Consider the following 20,441-nt stretch of genomic DNA (forward strand, 5'->3'; position numbering starts at 1 on the left):
TCAGGTGTGGTCGTTGAGTGTAGTGGGTTGTGCCGGCGGGCGCAGGGTGCCGTCGTCGGCGCAGTCGCAGCGGTGGTATTCGCCGCTGTCGACGTTGTACAGGGTCATGGCGCCGCCCCACACGCAGCCGGTGTCCAGTGCGATGACGCCTGGCGCGTCTGCGCGGCCTTCAAGGGCGGCCCAGTGGCCGAAGATGATCTTCACATGCCGCGAGCGACGGTCCTTGTGTGCGAACCAGGGCTTGTAGCCCTTGGGCGCGGTGCCCAGGCCCTCTTTGCTCTTGAGGTCGAGCTTGCCCTCGGCGGTGCAGAAGCGCATGCGGGTGAAGTAGTTGGTGATGACCCGCAGGCGTTCGACGCCGGTGAGGTTCTTGCTCCACTTGTTCGGCTCGTTGCCGTACATGCCGTCGAGGTACAGCTTCAGGCGGCCATCGTCGCGCAGTACTTCTTCCACCTCAGCCGCCAGACCAAGTGCCTGGCCGAGCGTCCACTGTGGCGGGATGCCGGCGTGCGCCATGGCAATGCCGCGTGCCTCGTCATAATGCAGTAGCTTTTGCTGGCGCAGCCAGTCGAACAGTTGATCGGCATCCGGCGCTTCGATGATTTCGCGCAGGGTGTCGCTTTTCTTAAGGCGCTCGACGTTGTGCCAAGCGGCCAGCAGGTGCAGGTCATGGTTACCCAGCACGCAGACCAGCGACTGGCGGATCGAATACAGGAAGCGCAGGGTTTCCAGCGACTCGGGGCCGCGGTTGACCAGGTCGCCGACCAGCCACAGGCGGTCGACGGCCGGGTTGAAATTGACACGTTCAAGGAGGCACTTGAGAGGTTGCAGGCAGCCTTGCAGATCGCCGACGGCGTAGGTAGCCATCAGTGCAGCGCCCCGGGCACCGCCAGGCGGAAGGGCGCGATTTCGGCGTCGAAGCGCTTACCGTCTTCAGCGAACATCTGGTAGCTGCCCTGCATGGTGCCCACGCGGGTGCTGATGACCGCACCACTGCTGTAGGTGTGGCTCTGGCCCGGGTCGATGTTGGGTTGCTGGCCAACCACACCGGCGCCGCGCACTTCCTCGACTTCGCCGTCACCGTTGGTGATCAGCCAGTGCCGCGACAACAGCTTGGCCTTGAGCGAGCCGTTGTTCTGCACGGTGATGGTGTAGGCGAACGCGAAACGGCTGTTTTCCGGGTCGGATTGTTCTTTCAGGTAGCGGGTCACGACGCTGACGTCGATTTGATAGCGGGGGTCGGACATGCAAGGGCCTTGGGCGAACTGACGCAATAATGCAGTCTAGGCCATTGGGAGGGGGGAGGGCCAGCGGTGTGGGGTCAAAGGAGGAGGGTTGTCTGTACCGGCCTCTTCGCGGGTAAACCCGCTCCTACAGGGATCTCACAGTATTCGAAGGCTGTGGTGTACCTGTGGGAACGGGCAAGCCCGCGAAGAGGTCGGTACAGGCGAAATCAGGCTTGCTGATCGGCCAACTGGTCAGCCAGGCGCACAAAGGCCGCCAGGTCCAGCTGTTCAGGGCGCAGGCTGCCATCCACGCCGGCAGCTTCGATGGCCGCGCTGTCGAGCAGGCCCTTCATGGTGTTGCGCAGGGTCTTGCGGCGCTGGTTGAACGCCTCGCGTACCACCTGCTCCAGCAGCTTGGCATCTTTGGCCGGGTGTGGCAGCACTTCGTGCGGCACCAGGCGGACGATGGCCGAGTCCACTTTCGGCGGCGGGTTGAAGGCGCCAGGGCCTACGTTGAACAGGTGCTCGACCCGGCAGTGGTACTGCACCATGATCGACAAACGCCCCCAATCACCACCACCGGGGCCGGCGGCCATGCGCTCGACCACTTCCTTCTGCAGCATGAAGTGCATGTCGCGGATCAGCCCGGCATGGCTGAGCAGGTGGAAGATGAGCGGGGTGGAGATGTTGTAGGGCAGGTTGCCCACCACCTTGAGGCTGCGCGGCGGCACGCCTAGCTGGTTGAAGTCGAACTTCAGGGCGTCACCCTGGTGCAGGCGGAAGTTGCTGCGGTCAGCGAACTTGTGCTGCAGGATCGGCACCAGGTCCTTGTCCAGCTCCACCACGTCCAGCTGTGCACCGCTGCCCAGCAGGCCTTCGGTCAGGGCGCCCTGGCCCGGGCCGATTTCCAGCAGGTGTTCGCCGGCCTTGGCGTTGATGGCACGCAGGATGCGGTCGATGATGCCGGCGTCGTGCAGGAAGTTCTGGCCGAAGCGCTTGCGCGCCCGGTGTTGGTATTGCTCGTTCATGGTCGGTTCTCGGCCATCTGGTAGGCGGTTTCCAGCGCGACGCGCAGGCTGCCGGTGTCGACCTTGCCGGTGCCGGCCAGGTCCAGGGCGGTGCCGTGGTCGACCGACGTGCGGATGATCGGCAGGCCCAGAGTCACGTTGACCGCAGCGCCGAAGCCTTTGTACTTGAGTACGGGCAGGCCCTGGTCGTGGTACATCGCCAGCACCGCGTCGCAGTGCTCCAGATATTTGGGGGTAAACAGGGTATCGGCCGGCAGTGGCCCGCGCAGGTCCATGCCTTCGGTGCGCAGGCGGGCCAGCGTCGGCTCGATGATGTCGATTTCTTCGCGGCCAAGATGGCCGCCCTCACCCGCGTGCGGGTTGAGGCCGCACACCAGAATGCGCGGGTTGGCGATGCCGAACTTGTCGCGCATGTCGGCATGCAGGATACGGGTTACACGCTCCACGCGCTCGGCAGTGATGGCGTCGGCAATATCACGCAGCGGCAGGTGTGTGGTCACCAGGGCCACACGCAAGCCACGGGTGGCCAGCATCATCACCACCTGTGCTGTGTGGGTCAGTTCGGCAAGGAACTCGGTATGCCCGGAGAAGGCGATACCGCTTTCGTTGATAACACCCTTGTGCACCGGGGCGGTGATCATCCCGGCGAAGTGCCCGTCCAGGCAGCCTTGGCCTGCGCGGGTCAGGGTCTCCAGCACGAACGCGGCGTTGGCTTTGTCGAGCTGGCCTGGCGCTACCGGGGCAGCGAGGGGGGTATCCCAGACGTAAAGGCTGCCTGCGGGTGCCGGCTGGTCGGGCCATTGGCCCGGGGCTACCGGCAGCAGGCTGACAGCCAGCCCCAGCTGCGTGGCCCGCTCGGCGAGCAGGTCACGGCTGGTGATGGCGATCAGGGGGTGGGGTTGGGCGTCTGCGGCGAGCAGCAGGCACAGGTCGGGACCTATGCCGGCTGGTTCGCCGGGAGTGACGGCGAAGCGCAGGGGCTTCACTGGGCGGCCTGGTCAGCGCCAGGCAGCTTGATTTCAACGTAGGCTTCGTCGCGGATCTGGCGCAGCCAGGTTTGCAGCTCTTCGTCGTACTTGCGGTTACGCAGAACGCTCAGGGCCTGCTGTTCGCGAGCCTGCTCGGTGCTGTCGGTGGCACGGCGGCCCAGCACTTCCAGCACATGCCAGCCGTACTGGGTCTTGAACGGCTTGGTCACCACGCCTTGCTGGGCGTTGGCCATCTGTTCACGGAACTCCGGTACCAGGCTGTTCGGGTCTACCCAGTTGAGGTCGCCGCCGTTAAGCGCCGAGCCTGGGTCTTCCGAGAAGCTCTTCGCCAGTTCGCCGAAGTCTTCGCCGTTCTTGATGCGGTCGTACAGGCGCTCGGCCAGTTGCTCGGTGGCCGCATCGCTGCGGATCTCGCTTGGCTTGATCAGGATGTGGCGTACATGCACTTCGTCACGCAGCACGTTCTCGCTGCCCCCGCGCTTCTCCTCGAGCTTGAGGATGATGAAGCCGTTAGGGATGCGGATAGGCTGGGTAATTTCGCCGACCGGCATGCTGCTGAGCATCTTGGCGAAGTCGGGTGGCAGCTGGCCGGCTTTACGCCAGCCCATCTCGCCGCCTTCCAGGGCGTTTTCGCTGGCGGAGCGGGCAATGGCCAGTTGGCCGAAGTCGGCGCCTTGCTTGAGCTGCTGGTACACATCGCCAACCTGGCGCGCCGCCGCCTGGATGGCTTCAGAGTTGGCGCCTTCCGGGGTCGGGATCAGGATGTTGGCCAGGCGGTACTCTTCCGACATTTGCATCTTGCCCATGTCCGAAGCCAGGAAGTTCTTCACTTCCTGCTCCGACACCTGGATGCGCTCGGCCACGCGGCGCTGGCGCACGCGGCTGATGATCATCTCGCGCTTGACCTGCTCGCGAGCGTCGTCGAACGACAGGCCGTCATGGGCCAGGGCAGCGCGGAACTGGTCCAGCGACATGCCATTGCGCTGGGCAATGGTGCCGATGGCCTGGTTCAGCTCTTCGTCGGTGATGCGGATGCCGGAGCGCTCGCCGATCTGCAGTTGCAGGTTTTCGACGATCAGGCGTTCCAGTACCTGTTGTTCCAGGGCGCCGGTTGGCGGCACACCGCCGCCGCGCTTGGCGATGGTCTGCTGCACCTCGTGGACGCGCTGGTCCAGCTGGCTTTGCATGACCACGTCGTTGTCGACGATGGCCACCACGCGATCAAGAGGTTGCACTGCGGCATGCACCGCGCCACTCAGCAATGCAACGCCCAGCAACGCCGGGCGCAGTCGATCAATAAGCTTGGTCTTCACGTTCACGGTAACCTTGAATGCCTTGGTCGAGGAAAGATTCGACCTTGTTGCCAACTACGCCACCGAGGCCTTTCAGGACAATCTGAAGGAAGACACCGTGGTCGCCTTTTTCGTTCTGTGGAAGAGCCTGGCTGAAGTCGTCGTAATCGATCCAGTAACGGTTGATCAGGCGCAGTTTCCAGCAGCAGTTGTCGTACTCGAAACCGCCCATGGCTTCCAGGGTGCGGTTGCGGTTGTAGTCATGCTGCCAGCGAGCGATAACGCTCCACTGCGGAACGATCGGCCAGATGACCGAGAAGTCATGCTGCTGGATCTTGTAGTAATCCTTGATGTAGTTCGGATCGCCAGGGGTGCCGTAGTCACCGCCGCCCACTTTCCAGGTACCTGTGGTCGAGTCGTAGGCAATGGTGTCGTTGCGATAGCGATAGCCGAGGTTGACCACCTTGTTCGGGTTGTCTTCAGGCTGGTAATGGAACATCGCGCTGCCCGAGCGGGTGCTGTGGCTGTCCGGGTCCCAGTTGAAGTCCGAATTGAAGCGCCAGTCGCGGTTGAAGTAGTAGTTGTACACCAGGGCGTACGGCGACACATCGGACTGCGCATCCTTGCGGTCGCGGTAGTCGATGCCTGGCAGCTGGACCTTGCGGTCCTTGAAGTAGTAGGCCTGGCCGATACTGAAGTTCTGCCGTTCGAAACCGTTGTCTTCGATGAAACGCGTGGTCACGCCCAGCGACAGCTTGTTCTCGTCGCCGATGCGGTCGGTGCCGCTGAATCGGTTGTCGCGGAACAGCGAGTCGTAGCTGAACAAGGTTTCGCCGGTATCGAACAGCGGAATGTCCTTCTGGTCCTTGTACGGGACGTAGAGGTAGAACATCCGCGGCTCGAGGGTCTGCTTGTAATCGGTACCGAACAGCGACGTGTTGCGGTCGAAATACAGGCCGCTGTCGACGCTGAAGATCGGCACATCGCGGCTCACGGTGCTGTCATAGCTACCGTAGGCGCTTGGGTTCTCGTTGCGCAACCTGATCGCATCGTCCTTGCCTTTGCTGTCCAGGTCGAGATCGTACTGGGTGTAGGCATACTTCAGCTTGGGCGTGAGGAAGCCGTAGCTGGCTGTCATTGGGTAGCTGATTGACGGCGCGACGTTCAAACGTGTTCCGTTGGCGCGTTCAATACCCAGAATGTTCTGGTCGAGCCGGCGCCCATCGGGGCCTGCCGTGAGGTCCAGGTTGCCATCCTTGTCGAATACGGTGTCGTTCTTCAAGTCACGTTCGAAGCGCGCAGCCTCGGTTTCGTAAGCAAAGTTCAACCCGCCCGGCTGATAAGGCAGCACACCATTGAAGGTAATCTGCGGCAGGCGATCATAAGGCGTGATCTGCGAAATAGTCGCCGCCTCGTAGGCATGCACGTTCAGCCGCGCGGTGTAGCTGTCGCCGCGGTAGGTCAACGCACCTTGCTGATCAAGGAAGTCCTTGCTTTCAACACCAATCTGGTCGGATTCCAGGTCCTGGAAGTAGAACGGGTCGCTGATGTCGGTGTAGTTCACCTCGGTCATCAGGCGCTCGTCCAGCCCGCCCTTGTGCTGCCAGTTGACCATCCAGCGCTGTTCTTTGTAGTCAGTCTGGTCTTTGCGGTCGTCGTCCTTGTCGTTCAGGTACGCACCGCCGAACTGGCCTTCGCTGGATTCGGTCAGGTAGCGGAACTCGCCTTCCATCAGCAGGCCGCGCTTGGTCATGTAGCGCGGGTACAGCGTGGCGTCGTAGTTAGGCGCCAGGTTGAAGTAGTACGGCGTTACCAGCATGAAGCCGGTGTCGCTGCTGGTGCTGAACGATGGCGGCAGGAAGCCGGACTGGCGACGGTCGTCGATCGGGAAGTAGATGTACGGTGTGTAGAACACCGGGAAATCCTTGACCCGCAGCGTCACGTTGGTCGCGGTACCGAAACCGGTGGCCGGGTTCAGGGTGATGTTGTTGCCCTTCAGCTGCCAGGCGTTGCTGCCCGGTTCGCAGGTGGTGTACGTACCGTCCTTGAGGCGGATGATGGCGTTTTCACCACGCTTGGCGTACAGGGCGCTGCCGCGGATGTGCGACTTGTGCATCACGTATTCGGCGTTGTCGACCTGGGCTTCGCCCGTGTCGAGCTGAATCTGTGCCTGGTCACCGACCACCAGCGAGCCGTTGTCACGGATCTTGACGTTGCCCTTGAGCTCGCCACGGTTTTCGGTCTGGTAGAGGTTGGCCTCGTCGGCTTCGGCCTGCATGCTGCCCTGGCGCATCACCACGTTACCGGCGAGGGTAGCGATCTGCTGCTCCTGCTGGTACTTGGACACCTTGGCGTTGATGTAGGTCGGCGACTCGTCCTTCGGCGTGGTGTCGGCCATGCCCGGGCGGGTTGGCTCGATGTACGCGCCACCACAGTAAGGACCGGTTTCGGCCAGCTGTGCGGCGGTGAGTTTTTCACGCGGAACCCAGTCCAGGTGGCTGTAGTCTTCGCTGCGCGACTTCAGGCCACGGCCTTTGGCCTCGGTGACCAGCATTGGCCGGTCCGCGGTTTCGCCTTCGCTCGCGGCTTCGGTGCCGGTGCTGACAGCAGCACCCTCGTGCACCGGGCGCGGCGGCAGGTTGTTGACTGGGGCCTTGGGCTTGCAGTCCCAACCACCGGCAGCGGACACTTGGCAGTCGAACTGTTCGGCTGCCACCACGTACGACGTGGCCAGAGGTTGCAGGGCCAGCAGACCGCCGGTTACCAGCAACGGAAACTTTCTACGAAACGCGGGGGATTTCAATGCCATCTTATTAGTCCGGGCTTCCTGCGTGCCATCTGCCCGCGTGTGGGGCCGCACGCCTCTCGATGGTCTGAAAAAGATGCTGGATAATAAAGCATGACCCGCTTGACGGCTAGGGCCGTCGGAGACCCTTGTAATGCCTGAACACGATGTACGCTTGCAACAACTGACGGTCTGGCTCGATGAGCAGCTCAATGATCTTTTCCGCAACAACGCCTGGGGCGAAGTGCCGGCCGGCAGCCTGACTGCGGCCAGCAGCGACGCGAGCTTCCGCCGCTACTTCCGCTGGCAGGGCGCCGGCCACAGCTTCGTGGTCATGGACGCACCGCCTCCGCAGGAGAACTGCCGACCGTTCGTCGCCATCGACCATCTGCTGGCCAGCGCTGGCGTGCATGTGCCGCTGATCCACGCTCAGGACCTGGAGCGCGGCTTCCTGCTGCTGGGTGACCTAGGCCACCAGACATACCTTGATATCATTGATGCCGACAACGCCGACGGGCTGTTCGCAGATGCTATCGATGCACTGCTGGCCTTCCAGCGCCTGCCGATGGACGCGCCACTGCCCAGCTACGACGACGCGTTGCTGCGCCGTGAAGTGGAATTGTTCCCGGAGTGGTACGTGGGCCGTGAACTGGGCCTGACCTTCACCGATGCCCAGAAGGCTGCCTGGCAGCGTATCAGCCAGCTGCTGATCGACAGTGCCCTGGCCCAGCCCAAGGTGTTGGTGCACCGCGACTACATGCCGCGCAACCTGATGCAGAGCACCCCCAATCCCGGCGTGCTGGACTTCCAGGACGCGGTGTACGGCCCGGTCACCTACGACATCACCTGCCTGTTCAAGGACGCTTTCCTCAGCTGGCCTCAGCCACGGGTCGAAGGTTGGCTGCGTGACTACTGGCAGAAGGCGCAGGTTGCCGGTATCCCGGTACAGGCCGACTTCGAGGCGTTCCAGCGTGCCAGCGACCTGATGGGCGTGCAGCGCCACCTGAAGGTGATCGGCATCTTCGCCCGTATCTTCCACCGCGACGGTAAACCCCGTTACCTGGGCGACGTGCCGCGTTTCTTCGCCTATATAGAAGAAGTGATCAGCCGCCGGCCCGAATTGGCGGAGCTGGGTGAACTGATCGCGCAGTTGCAGGCCGGAGCGCGTGCATGAAGGCAATGATCCTGGCTGCGGGTAAAGGTGAGCGCATGCGCCCGCTGACCCTGCACACCCCAAAACCGCTGGTCCCGGTGGCCGGCCAGCCGCTGATCGAGTATCACCTGCGCGCCCTGGCGGCGGCAGGCGTTACCGAGGTGGTGATCAACCATGCCTGGCTCGGCCAGCAGATCGAAGACCACCTGGGTGACGGCAGCCGTTTTGGCCTGAGCATCCGCTATTCGCCCGAGGGCGAGCCGCTGGAAACCGGTGGTGGCATCTTCAAGGCCTTGCCTTTGCTGGGTGACGCGCCATTCCTGCTGGTGAACGGCGATGTCTGGACCGACTACGACTTCGCACGCCTGCAAGCCCCCTTGCAGGGGCTTGCTCACCTGGTGCTGGTCGACAACCCGGGCCACCATGGCCGAGGTGACTTCCGCCTGCTGGGCGAACAGGTTGTCGATGGCGATGAGGCGCCAGGCACGCTGACTTTCAGTGGCCTTTCGGTACTGAACCCTGCGCTGTTCGAAGGCTGCCAACCGGGTGCCTTCAAGCTGGCACCGCTGTTGCGCCAGGCCATGGCGGCAGGGCAGGTCAGTGGCGAACACTACCGTGGGCACTGGGTGGATGTCGGCACGCTCGAACGCTTGGCCGAAGCCGAGCGCCTGATTGGCGAGCGCGCCTGACATGTGGTGGCCAGGGACACTGATTGGCGCCGGCGCCGGCTTTGCCGTGGCCAGCATTCCGGGCGCTTTGCTGGGCCTGTTGCTTGGGCAGGCCCTTGACCGCCGCTTGCGCCTGGAAGGCTGGGAAGACATGCGCGAGCGCCTGGGCGGGCGCCCGGCCTTGCGCGATGACGAGTTGCTGTTCGTGATGCTTGGGCGCCTGGCCAAGTGCGATGGTCGGGTGGGCGAGCAGCACATCCAGCAGGCGCGTCAGGAAATGGTGCGCCTGGACCTGGCCGAAACGGCCCGGCTACGCGCTATCAATGCGTTCAACCGTGGCAAGGCGGGCAAGGACCGGCTTGGCAGGCACCTGCGGCGCATTCGCCAGCAGCCACATGCGGCGGAAGGTACCTTGCGTGCCTGTTGGCGCATGGTCTGGGCCGACGGCAAGATGGGCAACAAGGAGCGTGAGCTGCTGCTGGACTGGGGGCAGAAGCTGGGCCTGAGCCGGCGGCAGGTACAGGCCATGTCGCTGGAGTACGAGCCGCGCAAGGCTACGGGGGCGGAAGGTGTCCCCATGACCTATGCGGCTGCCTTGCGCTTGTTGGCGGTGGAGGCGGACACCGAAGGCGACAAGGTCAAGCAGGCCTATCGTCGGCTGGTCAGCCGTCACCACCCGGACAAGCTGGCGGGCACTGGCGCCAGTGAGGCGCAGGTGCGGGAAGCGACCGAGCGTACCCGTGAGTTGCACCAGGCCTACGCCATGATCCGCAAGCGTCGGGGCCTGTAAAAAACGGGGCCGCAAAGCGGCCCCATCGATTTCAGCTCAACCCTGTGGACTCATCCATCCCCGCACCCGGCGGAACAACTGCTCCTGCTCGGCTGCCTTGTTCCCCGGCATGGCGATCAACGACAACTGCCGGTACTGGCTGTCCTTCTGCCGCTTGCTGGCCTGTAGTCGCTGTACGGCTGCGCTGCGGTCCTGGCTGCGGGTGGCGTAGTAGATATCGGCTGTCGGCACCTTCAAGGTTGGCGCCAGGCTTTCCAGGTCATGTTCCACCCGTGCTGGCGTCTGCGCAGCCACCATCACCAGTTTCTGCACGTGCGGTGGCTGTTTTTCGCTCAGGTAGCGGGCTGCCCAGTACGCACCGCTACCATGCCCGATCAGCACGATGCTGCGGGCATTGTGCTGCTGGGCAAACGCCACAGCAGCGTCCAGGCGGGCGAAAATGCGCTCGGCGTCGGCCGGGTCTGTCTGCTCGCTGGCCTGTTCGGCGTCGGTGCTTTCCGCCGTATCGGCATCGGCAGCAGTGGCCTGGGCGACATTGGCATTGGCGTCAGCGGGTACGTCCTTGGCTGGCGCACTTTCACCCTGGGTTTTTTCGGGCTCGACAGCCGGCTTGGCCTCGACCCGCGCCTGCGGGCTGTCGGCCAGCAGATCCGGCAGGCTAAGGCTCAGGCTGTGCCAGCCGACATCCGGGAATTTTTGCCGCAGGGGGCCTACGGCATTTGGCCAGTCGGCCGTTTCACCAGCACCCGGGACGATGATCACCGCCCCTTGCGGGTCGCTGTCGTTGGCCGGCTTCCACAAGGCCAGGAAGCTGTCGGCGCCCGCCTGCAACGTCTGCTGCTCGGCCTTGGGTACCAGCCGCTCCAGGGCCAGGGCATCTTCCTGGCTGCGCTCCAGCAGCGGCGGGCGCGGGGCTTCGGCAGCGGGTGCCTCGGTTGTGGCGGGTGCTTTTTCTGCATCGGCGGCCACGGCGGCGAGCGGAAGGATCGAGGCCAGGCAGCACATTGCCAGCGTCGTGCGATAAAGTGTGGACATGCGTCAACCCAAGGCCAGAATGATACCGGCAGCCTAATAGTATTTGCCCGTGACGGCCATGCTGCATGGCCGCCTTTGCCAAGACGAGCGTGTAGATGAAGCGAGTGCGTCGCCTGTTGGTTATCGGCTGCTTGTGGCTGCCCTTGATAGCCTTGGCCAGGACCGAGGCAGAGCCCACGGTTGTACTGGAACCTGCGCAGCAGCAGTGGCTGGACAGCCATCGCAGCCTGCGCGTCGGCCTGGTGCTGCAGGCGCCCTACGCCCAGTTCGACCGGCGGCTGCAGCAACTGTATGGGGCCAACGTAGAACTGGTGAACAGCCTGGCGCAGGCACTGCGTCTAGACCTTACCTGGCGCAACTTCACCGACCAGACCAGCCTTGAACATGCCCTGCAGGCCGGGGAAATCGACTTTGCCCCAGGCCTTACCCAGACGCCAGCCAGCCTGCGCCTGTGGTTGTTCAGCGACCCGTACATGCGCGTGCCGCAACTGGTGGTGGGGCCGCGCACCGGGGCCATGGCGGTAGAGCTGGAAAAGCTCGAAGCCGAGCAGCGCGTAGCGGTGCGCATGCCCAGCCAACTGGCGGATTATCTGCGTGGCAACTACGGCAACCTCAACCTGCAGGGGGTACCCAACGAGCGTGAGGCCTTGCAACTGGTGGTCGGTGGCCAGGCCAGTTTCGCCGTGCTGGATGAAGCCCAACTCAGCCGTCTGTCGCGTGAGAGCGAGTTCAGTGAGCTGGCGGTGGTTGGCGATATAGGCCTGCCACAGCTACTGCGCATTGGTTCTCGGCGTGACTGGCCACTGCTGGCCGACGTGCTGGAGCGTGGCCTGCAGGCATTGCCGGCCAAGGAGCTGGAGCAAATGCACCAGCGCTGGTTGCAGCCGAAGTACCCGCGCCTGAGCGAGTCGCCTGGTTTCTGGCAGAACCTGGCCTTGCTGTTCGGCATGCTGCTGTTGTGCGCGCTGGCCACGCTGGTGTGGCAACGCCGGCAGCAGCGCCAGCTGGAGCGCAGCCTGTTGGCCACGCGGGAAAGCCTGGTGGAGCGCCAGGTGCGCGAGGAGGCGTTGCGATTGAGCCAGTTCGCCATCGACCAGAGCACGGTGGGTATCTTGTGGGTCAACTGGGACAGCCACGTGCGGTACGCCAACCACGCTGCCGAGCGCATGCTGGGTTACGCCGAGGGGGAGCTGCTGGAGCGGCCGCTGGGTGACTTCGAGCCAAGCCTCAACATGGACCGCTGGCTGGAGCTGTGGAAGGGCGCGCGTACGGGGGCAACGGGTATTGGCCAGTTCGAGACGCAATGCCGACGGGCCGACCACAGCCTGCTGCCGGTCGAACTGTCGCTGAGCTTTCTGCGCTTTCGTGATTCCGAATACCTGGTGGTCTACCTCGCCGACGTCACCGAGCGCCACCGTGCCCTGGCGGCGCTGCGCGAAAGCGAGGCGCGGCTGAAGGGCATTGCTGGCAATGTGCCGGGGCTGGTATTTCGTCTAGAACGCGACCCGGCCGAGGGCGATCTGGAATTTCCCTACATCAGTGAGGGCAGCGAGGCGCTGGTGGGCTATACGCCCGGCGAAATCCAGCACCCGCAGATGGGGCTGCGTAACCTGGTGCACCCAGAGGACCGCGCCGATTACCATCGGGTGCAGGACCTGGCCCTGGCCAGTGACCAGGACTGGTCCTGGCAGGGCCGCATCCTCACCCGCCAGGGCGAACAGCGTTGGGCCGACATCAAGGCCAGCACCCGGCGCCTGGGTAACGGCCAGGTGGTATGGGACGGCGTGGTGTGGGACATCACCCAAGGCAAGCGGGCGGAAATGGCACTGGCCAAGTCCCAGGAGCAGCTACGCGAGCTGTCGGCCCACCTGGAAAGCGTGCGTGAAGAAGAGAAAGCCCGCATCGCCCGGGAAGTGCATGATGAACTGGGGCAGATGCTGACCGTGCTCAAGCTGGAAGTGTCGATGTGCGAGCTGGCCTTTGCCGAGCTGGACCCAGGCCTGAACGAGCGTCTGGGTAGCATGAAACGCCTGATCGCCCAGCTGTTCCAGTTGGTGCGCGACGTGGCCACGGCCTTGCGCCCGCCAATCCTCGATGCAGGTATCGCTTCGGCCATCGAATGGCAGGCACGGCGTTTCGAGGCGCGTACGCAGATCCCGTGCCTGGTACAAGTGCCGGATAATCTGCCAGCATTGAGCGATGCCAAGGCCATTGGGTTATTCCGTATCCTCCAGGAGGCACTGACCAACGTGATGCGCCATGCCCAGGCGCACAGCGTGGAGATCGAGCTGGTGCTTGCACAGGGGCAATTGCGCATGACAGTCAGCGATGATGGCCAGGGCTTTTGCCGCGAGCAGACCCGGCCCACCTCGTTTGGTCTGGTGGGCGTGCGTGAGCGGGTGCTGATGTTGGGGGGCAGCATGGCACTGGACAGCGAGCCGGGCGAAGGCACCAGCCTGAGCGTGGCCATACCGTTGGAGTAGGAGAGCGATCGTGATTCGAGTGCTGGTGGCCGAAGACCACACCATTGTCCGCGAAGGCATCAAGCAGTTGATTGGCCTGGCCAAGGACATGCAAGTGGTGGGGGAGGCCGGTAATGGTGAGCAGTTGCTTGAAACCTTGCGCCACACGCCCTGTGAGGTGGTATTGCTGGATATCTCCATGCCGGGTGTGAATGGCCTGGAGGCGATCCCGCGGATACGTGCGTTGCACGATGCCCCGGCGATCCTGATGTTGTCGATGCACGACGAGGCACAAATGGCGGCGCGGGCGCTGAAGGCTGGAGCGGCAGGTTATGCCACCAAGGACAGTGACCCGGCACTGTTGCTGACCGCGATTCGCCGGGTGGCGGGTGGCGGGCGTTACATCGACCCGTCGCTGGCTGACCGCATGGTGTTCGAAGTGGGCCTGACCGAGTCGCGGCCGTTGCACACGCTGCTGTCGGAGCGCGAGTTTTCGGTGTTCGAGCGCCTGGCCCAGGGCGCCAACGTCAACGACATCGCCCAGCAGCTGGCGCTGTCGAGCAAGACCATCAGCACGCACAAGGCGCGCCTGATGCAGAAGCTGAAAGTGAACTCGCTGGCGGAGCTGGTGAAGTACGCCATGGAGCACAAGCTGGTCTGATTGCGACATGCTCCTGGCTTGCACGGTTTTTTGTAGGCGCGGCCTTGTGTCGCGATAGGGCTGCAGAGCAGCCCCAGAAAATTGTGCATCTAAGCCGAAGCCTAGGGGCTGCTTCGCAGCCCATCGCGACACAAGGCCGCTCCTACACGGGGATATGTTTGTCCTGAATGCGCCATCCTTGTAGGGCAATCCCTACAACAAATCTTCCATCCGGATGATGGCATTCTCTCAGCACCCCCGATTTTCGGGCGCTTGCGCCTCTTCTACTCTTTTGCCTACGCAGTCATCCAACAAGAAGGTGCAGGCATGAGCGAGGCGAAGTCGAACGCTGCAACCAGCGAAACGCTGGTCAGCTTCCGTGGTGTGCAGAAGAGCTACGACGGCGAGTCGCTGATCGTCAAAGACCTCAACCTGGAGATTCGCAAGGGCGAGTTCCTGACCCTGCTCGGCCCGTCCGGCTCGGGCAAGACCACCAGCCTGATGATGCTGGCCGGCTTCGAAACGCCCACTGCGGGTGAAATCCAGCTGGCCGGGCGCTCGATCAACAACGTGCCGCCGCACAAGCGCGACATCGGCATGGTGTTCCAGAACTACGCGCTGTTCCCGCACATGACCGTGGCCGAAAACCTGGCCTTCCCGCTGACCGTGCGCAACCTCAGCAAGACCGACATCAGCGAGCGGGTCAAACGCGTGCTGAACATGGTCCAGCTCGATGCCTTCGCCAAGCGCTACCCCGGCCAGTTGTCGGGCGGCCAGCAGCAGCGCGTGGCCCTGGCCCGGGCGCTGGTGTTCGAGCCACAGCTGGTGCTGATGGACGAACCACTCGGGGCGCTCGATAAGCAACTGCGTGAACACATGCAGATGGAGATCAAGCACATTCACCAGCGCCTTGGCGTGACCGTGGTGTACGTGACCCACGACCAGGGCGAAGCGCTGACCATGTCCGACCGCGTGGCGGTGTTTCACCAGGGCGAGATCCAGCAGATCGCCGACCCGCGCACGCTGTACGAAGAACCTTGTAACACCTTCGTCGCCAACTTCATCGGCGAGAACAACCGCATCAACGGCACCCTGCTGGCCAGTGATGGCAAGCGCTGCCAGGTGCAGCTGCCGCGCGGTGAGCGGGTGGAGGCGCTGGCGGTGAATGTCGGCCAGGCCGGCGAGCCGGTCACCCTGTCGATCCGCCCCGAACGCGTACGCCTGAACGGCCACAGCGAAAGCTGCGTGAACCGCTTCTCTGGCCGGGTGGCTGAATTCATTTACCTGGGCGACCACGTGCGGGTGCGCCTGGAAGTTTGCGGCAAGGGCGACTTCTTCGTGAAACAGCCCATTGCCGAGCTCGACCCGGCGTTGGCCGTGGGCGATGTAGTACCGCTGGGCTGGGAGGTGGAGCACGCCCGCGCGCTCGATCCGATTGCCGAAGCCCATTGATGGATTGCTTCACCAACCCTGTACTGTGGAGAGAATAAGAATGCGCAAGCAGTTGAAACTGACCGCCCTGGCCTTGGGGCTGTTCGCCGCTGGCCAGGTCATGGCCGCAGACCTCACCGTGATCTCGTTCGGGGGCGCCAACAAGGCGGCCCAGGTAAAAGCGTTCTACGAGCCATGGGAGAAGGCGGGTAACGGCAAGATCGTCGCCGGTGAGTACAACGGTGAAATGGCGAAGGTCAAGGCGATGGTCGACACCAAGAGTGTGTCGTGGAACCTGGTAGAGGTTGAGTCGCCAGAGCTGGCGCGTGGTTGCGATGAGGGCATGTTCGAAGAGCTCGACCCGGCCCTGTTTGGCAATGAGGGTGACTACGTGCCGGGTGCCATCCAGCCGTGCGGCGTGGGCTTCTTCGTCTGGTCCACGGTCATGGCCTACAACGCCGACAAGCTGAAAACCGCACCTACCAGCTGGGCTGATTTCTGGGACACCAAGAAATTCCCGGGCAAGCGCGGCCTGCGCAAAGGTGCCAAGTACACCATGGAATTCGCACTGATGGCCGATGGCGTTGCGCCCAAGGAAGTCTACAAAGTGCTGGCCACCAAGGAAGGCCAGGACCGCGCCTTCAAGAAACTCGATGAGCTCAAGCCCAACATCCAGTGGTGGGAAGCAGGTGCACAGCCTCCGCAGTTCCTGGCCTCGGGCGACGTGGTCATGAGTTCTGCGTACAACGGCCGTATTGCCGCTGTGCAGAAAGAGAGCAACCTCAAGGTGGTGTGGAACGGCGGCATCTACGACTTTGACGCCTGGGCGATCCCTAAAGGTGCCAAGAACGCCGATGAGGCGAAGAAGTTCATCGCCTACAGCGTGAAGCCCGAGCAGCAGAAGATCTACTCCGAAAACATCGCCTATGGCCCGGCCAACTCCAAGGCTGTGAGCCTGCTGTCGGACGAGGTGAAGAAGGACATGCCGACCACGCCTGAAAACATCGCCAACCAGGTGCAGATCGACGTGGCCTTCTGGGCCGACAACAGCGAGCAGCTGGAGCAACGCTTCAACGCCTGGGCGGCGAAGAAGTAAACGTCCAGTGTGCGGGGCTGCACCGCAGCCCCCATTTCAGCCTGTATTGCGGAGTTCGCCATGGCCATTGCAGTGCCCCTCAACGAAGGCGCAGGTCCAAGTCTCAAGCAGCGCCTCAAGCACGCCGAGCGGGTCAACCGCTGGAAGGCGCAGGCGTTGATCGCGCCGCTGGCGCTGTTTCTTCTGTTGGTGTTCCTGGTGCCGATTGCGGCGCTGCTGTACAAAAGCGTCGGCAACCCGGAAGTGGTCGGCGGCCTGCCGCGCACGGTCGAAGTCATCAGCCAGTGGGATGGCAAGAGTCTGCCCGGCGAGGACGTGTACAAGGCGCTGAGCCAGGACCTGGCCGAGTCGCGCAAGAACCAGACCCTTGGCGACCTTTCCAAGCGCTTGAACATGGAACTGGCCGGCTACCGCAGCTTGTTGACCAAAACCGCCCGGGCACTGCCATTCAAGGCTGAGCCTGCTTCTTATAAAGACGCGTTGCAGGCCGTAGACGAGCGTTGGGGCGATCCGGCCTACTGGCAGGCGATACGCCGCAATACCAGCTCGGTGACGTCGTTCTACCTGCTGGCTTCTGTCGACCACCGCATCGACGACCTTGGCGAACTGGCCAAGGCCACCCCGGACCAGGCCATTTACCTGGACATTTTTGCCCGTACCCTGTGGATGGGGGTGGTGATCACCGCCATCTGCCTGGTGCTGGCCTACCCGTTGGCTTATTTGCTGGCCAACCTGCCGACCCGGCAGAGCAACCTGCTGATGATTCTGGTGCTGCTGCCGTTCTGGACCTCGATCCTGGTGCGGGTGGCGGCGTGGATCGTGCTGCTGCAATCGGGTGGCCTGATCAACAGTGCGCTGATGGCCATGGGCATCATCGACCAGCCGCTGGAACTGGTGTTCAACCGCACCGGCGTATACATCTCCATGGTGCACATTCTGCTGCCGTTCATGATTCTGCCGCTGTACAGCGTGATGAAGGGCATTTCGCCCACCTACATGCGTGCGGCGATCTCGCTGGGCTGCCACCCGTTCGCCAGCTTCTGGCGGGTGTACTTCCCGCAGACTTACGCGGGTGTTGGTGCCGGTTGCCTGCTGGTGTTCATCCTGGCCATTGGTTACTACATCACCCCGGCGCTGCTGGGTAGCCCGAACGACCAGATGGTCAGCTACTTCGTTGCCTTCTACACCAACACCAGCATCAACTGGGGCATGGCCACCGCGCTGGGCGGGCTGTTGCTGCTGGCGACCGTGCTGTTGTACCTGATCTATAGCTGGCTGGTCGGCGCCAGCCGCCTGCGCCTGAGCTGAGGAGCCTTGTCATGCTGAGCCCATACATGTCGCCCGTGGAGCGGGTCTGGTTCTACAGCCTGCGCATTCTTTGCGGTTTGATCCTGCTGTTCCTGATCTTGCCGGTACTGGTGATCGTGCCGCTGTCGTTCAACAGTGGCAGCTTCCTGGTGTACCCGCTGCAGGGCTTCTCACTGCAGTGGTACCAGGACTTCTTCGGCTCGGCCGAATGGATGCGGGCGCTGAAGAACAGCATCATCGTCGCCCCGGCAGCCACGGTGCTGGCCATGGTGTTCGGCACCCTGGCGGCCATCGGCCTGACCCGTGGCGATTTCCCCGGCAAGTCGCTGGTGATGGCGCTGGTGATTTCGCCGATGGTGGTACCAGTCGTGATTATCGGTGTAGCCAGTTACCTGTTCTTTGCGCCGCTGGGGATGGGCAACAGCTTCACTTCGCTGATTCTGGTGCATGCGGTGCTGGGTGTACCGTTCGTCATCATTACCGTGTCGGCCACCTTGCAGGGCTTCAACTACAACCTGGTGCGCGCGGCGGCCAGCCTGGGCGCGTCGCCACTGCTGACCTTCCGCCGGGTGACCCTGCCGCTGATTGCGCCCGGGGTGATTTCGGGGGCGCTGTTCGCCTTTGCCACGTCGTTTGACGAGGTGGTGGTGACCCTGTTCCTGGCAGGGCCCGAGCAGGCGACCCTGCCGCGGCAGATGTTCAGTGGTATTCGCGAAAACCTGAGCCCGACCATTGCAGCGGCAGCGACCTTGCTGATTGCCTTCTCGGTGATATTGCTGCTGACCCTGGAGTGGTTGCGTGGGCGTAGCGAGAAGCTGAGGACTCAGCAGCCTGCCTGATGGTTGGGAGGGCTTTGCCCTCCAATCGCGACACAAGGCCGCTCCTACAGGAGACCGCGATCCGTTGTAGGAGCGGCCTTGTGTCGCGATCGGGGCGCAAAGCGCCCCCATGTGTCGGACACCAATTGATACCAATCAGCCTCTACCCGTTTGCCTGAGTTACAATGCGCGCCACCGTGATTCTGCCAACAGGTGCGCCATGCAGCCCTACGCTATTGCCCCCTCCATTCTCTCCGCCGATTTCGCCCGCCTGGGTGAGGACGTCGACAAGGTTTTGGCTGCGGGTGCCGACATCGTTCACTTCGATGTCATGGACAACCACTACGTTCCCAACCTGACCATCGGCCCGATGGTGTGCACTGCCCTGCGCAAGTACGGCGTCACCGCGCCCATCGACGTGCACCTGATGGTCAGCCCGGTCGACCGCATCATCGGCGACTTCATCGAGGCCGGCGCCACCTACATCACCTTCCACCCGGAAGCCACCCAGCACATCGACCGCTCGCTGCAGTTGATCAAGGACGGTGGCTGCAAGGCCGGCCTGGTGTTCAACCCGGCCACCAGCCTGGACGCCCTGAAGTACGTGATGGACAAGATCGACATGGTGCTGCTGATGAGCGTCAACCCAGGCTTCGGCGGGCAGAAGTTCATCCCCGGCACCCTCGACAAGCTGCGCGAAGCGCGTGCGCTGATCGACGCCAGTGGCCGTGATATCCGCCTGGAAATCGACGGCGGCGTCAACGTCAACAACATCCGCGAGATCGCTGCCGCTGGCGCCGACACCTTCGTGGCCGGCTCGGCGATCTTCAACGCCCCGGACTACCAGGAAGTCATCGCCAAGATGCGCGCCGAACTGGCTCAGGCCCGCCCATGAGTGGCTTCGAGCAGCTGTTCCCGGGGACGCTGCCCAGGCTGGTGATGTTCGATCTGGACGGTACCCTGATCGATTCCGTGCCAGACCTGGCCGCCGCCGTGGACCGCATGCTGCTCGAACTGGGGCGCCCGCCTGCGGGCCTTGAGGCGGTGCGCCATTGGGTTGGCAATGGCGCCCAGGTGCTGGTGCGCCGAGCACTGGCGGGCGGTATTGAGCATGACGCTGTGGATGATGTGCTGGCCGAGCAGGGCCTGGCACTGTTCATGGAAGCCTATGCCGAAAGCCATGAGCTCACCGTGGTTTATCCCGGCGTGAAAGACACCCTGCGCTGGCTGCAGAAGCAGGGCGTGGAAATGGCACTGATCACCAACAAGCCGGAGCGCTTCGTCGCCCCTTTATTGGACCAGATGAAGATCGGCCGCTATTTCCGCTGGATCATCGGCGGCGACACCCTGCCGCAGAAAAAACCGGACCCGGCGGCGTTGCTGTTCGTCATGCAGATGGCCGGCGTTAGCCCGCAACAATCGTTGTTTGTGGGCGATTCGCGCAGTGATGTGCTGGCGGCCAAGGCGGCTGGCGTGCAATGCGTGGGGCTGACCTACGGCTACAACCATGGGCGGCCGATCCACGACGAAACCCCCAGCCTTGTGATCGATGACCTGCGCGCCTTGCTGCCCGGTTGCGAAGACCCGGCCACTGGGATAACGTTGGCGGATCTTCAAGCCTCACAAGACAGAGAGTCCACCGTGGCGGTTACTGGCAAATTCTGGATGAAAGTCATCAAGGCCCTGGCCCGTTGGCGTTGGCGCGCCTGACTTCTGCCTG

The 20,441-nt window shown here is 63.2% G+C and carries 18 protein-coding genes; 11 read left to right on the plus strand and 7 right to left on the minus strand.

The features are described 5' to 3' along the window. The 6 genes from QQ992_RS02275 to QQ992_RS02300 all read right to left on the minus strand — a co-directional run bounded on the left by QQ992_RS02275 (nt 1) and on the right by QQ992_RS02300 (nt 7,344). Nucleotides 1–867 (minus strand): symmetrical bis(5'-nucleosyl)-tetraphosphatase, encoded by an 867-nt coding sequence (locus QQ992_RS02275; protein WP_274081998.1) that lies wholly within the window; start codon nt 865–867, stop codon nt 1–3. Continuing rightward, a complete protein-coding gene (apaG, locus tag QQ992_RS02280; protein ID WP_012270198.1) occupies nt 867–1,247 on the minus strand; it encodes a Co2+/Mg2+ efflux protein ApaG in 381 nt (126 codons plus the stop codon). Before apaG ends, QQ992_RS02275 begins: the two co-directional genes overlap by 1 nt. Before the next feature lie 206 nt (nt 1,248–1,453). Then, a complete protein-coding gene (gene rsmA, locus QQ992_RS02285) occupies nt 1,454–2,254 on the minus strand; it encodes a 16S rRNA (adenine(1518)-N(6)/adenine(1519)-N(6))-dimethyltransferase RsmA (protein WP_028699058.1) in 801 nt (266 codons plus the stop codon). Then, a complete protein-coding gene (gene pdxA / locus QQ992_RS02290; protein WP_286112124.1) occupies nt 2,251–3,240 on the minus strand; it encodes a 4-hydroxythreonine-4-phosphate dehydrogenase PdxA in 990 nt (329 codons plus the stop codon). The genes rsmA and pdxA overlap by 4 nt, the downstream gene beginning before the upstream one ends. Continuing rightward, on the minus strand, nt 3,237–4,556 hold the full coding sequence (gene surA, locus QQ992_RS02295) for a peptidylprolyl isomerase SurA (RefSeq protein WP_105947283.1): 1,320 nt from the start codon (nt 4,554–4,556) through the stop codon (nt 3,237–3,239). The genes pdxA and surA overlap by 4 nt, the downstream gene beginning before the upstream one ends. After that, the gene (locus tag QQ992_RS02300; protein WP_286112125.1) at nt 4,537–7,344 is read right to left on the minus strand and encodes an LPS-assembly protein LptD; all 2,808 of its coding nucleotides are present in this window, start codon (nt 7,342–7,344) and stop codon (nt 4,537–4,539) included. The genes surA and QQ992_RS02300 overlap by 20 nt, the downstream gene beginning before the upstream one ends. 130 nt (nt 7,345–7,474) lie before the next feature. On the opposite strand from QQ992_RS02300, the gene QQ992_RS02305 reads away from it, so the two are divergent. Genes QQ992_RS02305 through QQ992_RS02315 form a run of 3 tightly spaced genes read left to right on the plus strand, consistent with a single transcriptional unit; the run spans nt 7,475 to nt 9,931 of the window. Then, on the plus strand, nt 7,475–8,494 hold the full coding sequence (locus QQ992_RS02305) for an aminoglycoside phosphotransferase family protein (RefSeq protein ID WP_286112126.1): 1,020 nt from the start codon (nt 7,475–7,477) through the stop codon (nt 8,492–8,494). Continuing rightward, complete coding sequence (gene murU, locus QQ992_RS02310; RefSeq protein ID WP_286112127.1) at nt 8,491–9,162, plus strand: N-acetylmuramate alpha-1-phosphate uridylyltransferase MurU; 672 nt, start codon at nt 8,491–8,493, stop codon at nt 9,160–9,162. The genes QQ992_RS02305 and murU overlap by 4 nt, the downstream gene beginning before the upstream one ends. A gap of 1 nt (nt 9,163) precedes the next feature. Next, nucleotides 9,164–9,931, plus strand: coding sequence for a TerB family tellurite resistance protein (locus tag QQ992_RS02315; protein ID WP_286113891.1), 768 nt, complete (start codon nt 9,164–9,166; stop codon nt 9,929–9,931). A gap of 36 nt (nt 9,932–9,967) precedes the next feature. On the opposite strand, the gene QQ992_RS02320 is transcribed toward QQ992_RS02315, so the two are convergent. After that, entirely contained in the window at nt 9,968–10,966 is a 999-nt protein-coding gene (locus tag QQ992_RS02320) for an alpha/beta hydrolase family protein (RefSeq protein ID WP_286112128.1), read from the minus strand. Between the two features lie 95 nt (nt 10,967–11,061). Here QQ992_RS02320 and QQ992_RS02325 point away from each other — a divergent pair, with 95 nt between their 5' ends. From QQ992_RS02325 to QQ992_RS02360, 8 genes are all read left to right on the plus strand, one after another. Next, nucleotides 11,062–13,449, plus strand: a complete 2,388-nt coding sequence (locus tag QQ992_RS02325; RefSeq protein ID WP_286112129.1) for a PAS domain-containing sensor histidine kinase — start codon at nt 11,062–11,064, stop codon at nt 13,447–13,449. Between the two features lie 7 nt (nt 13,450–13,456). Then, the gene (locus QQ992_RS02330; protein ID WP_177313735.1) at nt 13,457–14,089 is read left to right on the plus strand and encodes a response regulator; all 633 of its coding nucleotides are present in this window, start codon (nt 13,457–13,459) and stop codon (nt 14,087–14,089) included. Between the two features lie 306 nt (nt 14,090–14,395). Continuing rightward, on the plus strand, nt 14,396–15,520 hold the full coding sequence (locus QQ992_RS02335; RefSeq protein WP_016715779.1) for an ABC transporter ATP-binding protein: 1,125 nt from the start codon (nt 14,396–14,398) through the stop codon (nt 15,518–15,520). A gap of 40 nt (nt 15,521–15,560) precedes the next feature. Further along, nucleotides 15,561–16,595: an ABC transporter substrate-binding protein gene (locus QQ992_RS02340; RefSeq protein WP_286112130.1), complete on the plus strand. Its 1,035-nt coding sequence runs from the start codon at nt 15,561–15,563 to the stop codon at nt 16,593–16,595. A gap of 60 nt (nt 16,596–16,655) precedes the next feature. Continuing rightward, on the plus strand, nt 16,656–17,903 hold the full coding sequence (locus QQ992_RS02345; protein ID WP_286112131.1) for an ABC transporter permease: 1,248 nt from the start codon (nt 16,656–16,658) through the stop codon (nt 17,901–17,903). An 11-nt stretch (nt 17,904–17,914) separates the two neighbouring features. Then, nucleotides 17,915–18,742, plus strand: a complete 828-nt coding sequence (locus tag QQ992_RS02350; RefSeq protein WP_016715782.1) for an ABC transporter permease — start codon at nt 17,915–17,917, stop codon at nt 18,740–18,742. A gap of 199 nt (nt 18,743–18,941) precedes the next feature. Beyond that, nucleotides 18,942–19,616 (plus strand): ribulose-phosphate 3-epimerase, encoded by a 675-nt coding sequence (gene rpe / locus QQ992_RS02355; RefSeq protein ID WP_016484625.1) that lies wholly within the window; start codon nt 18,942–18,944, stop codon nt 19,614–19,616. After that, entirely contained in the window at nt 19,613–20,431 is an 819-nt protein-coding gene (locus QQ992_RS02360) for a phosphoglycolate phosphatase (protein ID WP_286112132.1), read from the plus strand. The genes rpe and QQ992_RS02360 overlap by 4 nt, the downstream gene beginning before the upstream one ends. Nucleotides 20,432–20,441: the final 10 nt, after the last annotated feature.

Source organism: Pseudomonas kurunegalensis, from assembly GCF_030291635.1.
Taxonomy (GTDB): Bacteria; Pseudomonadota; Gammaproteobacteria; order Pseudomonadales; family Pseudomonadaceae; genus Aquipseudomonas; species Aquipseudomonas monteilii.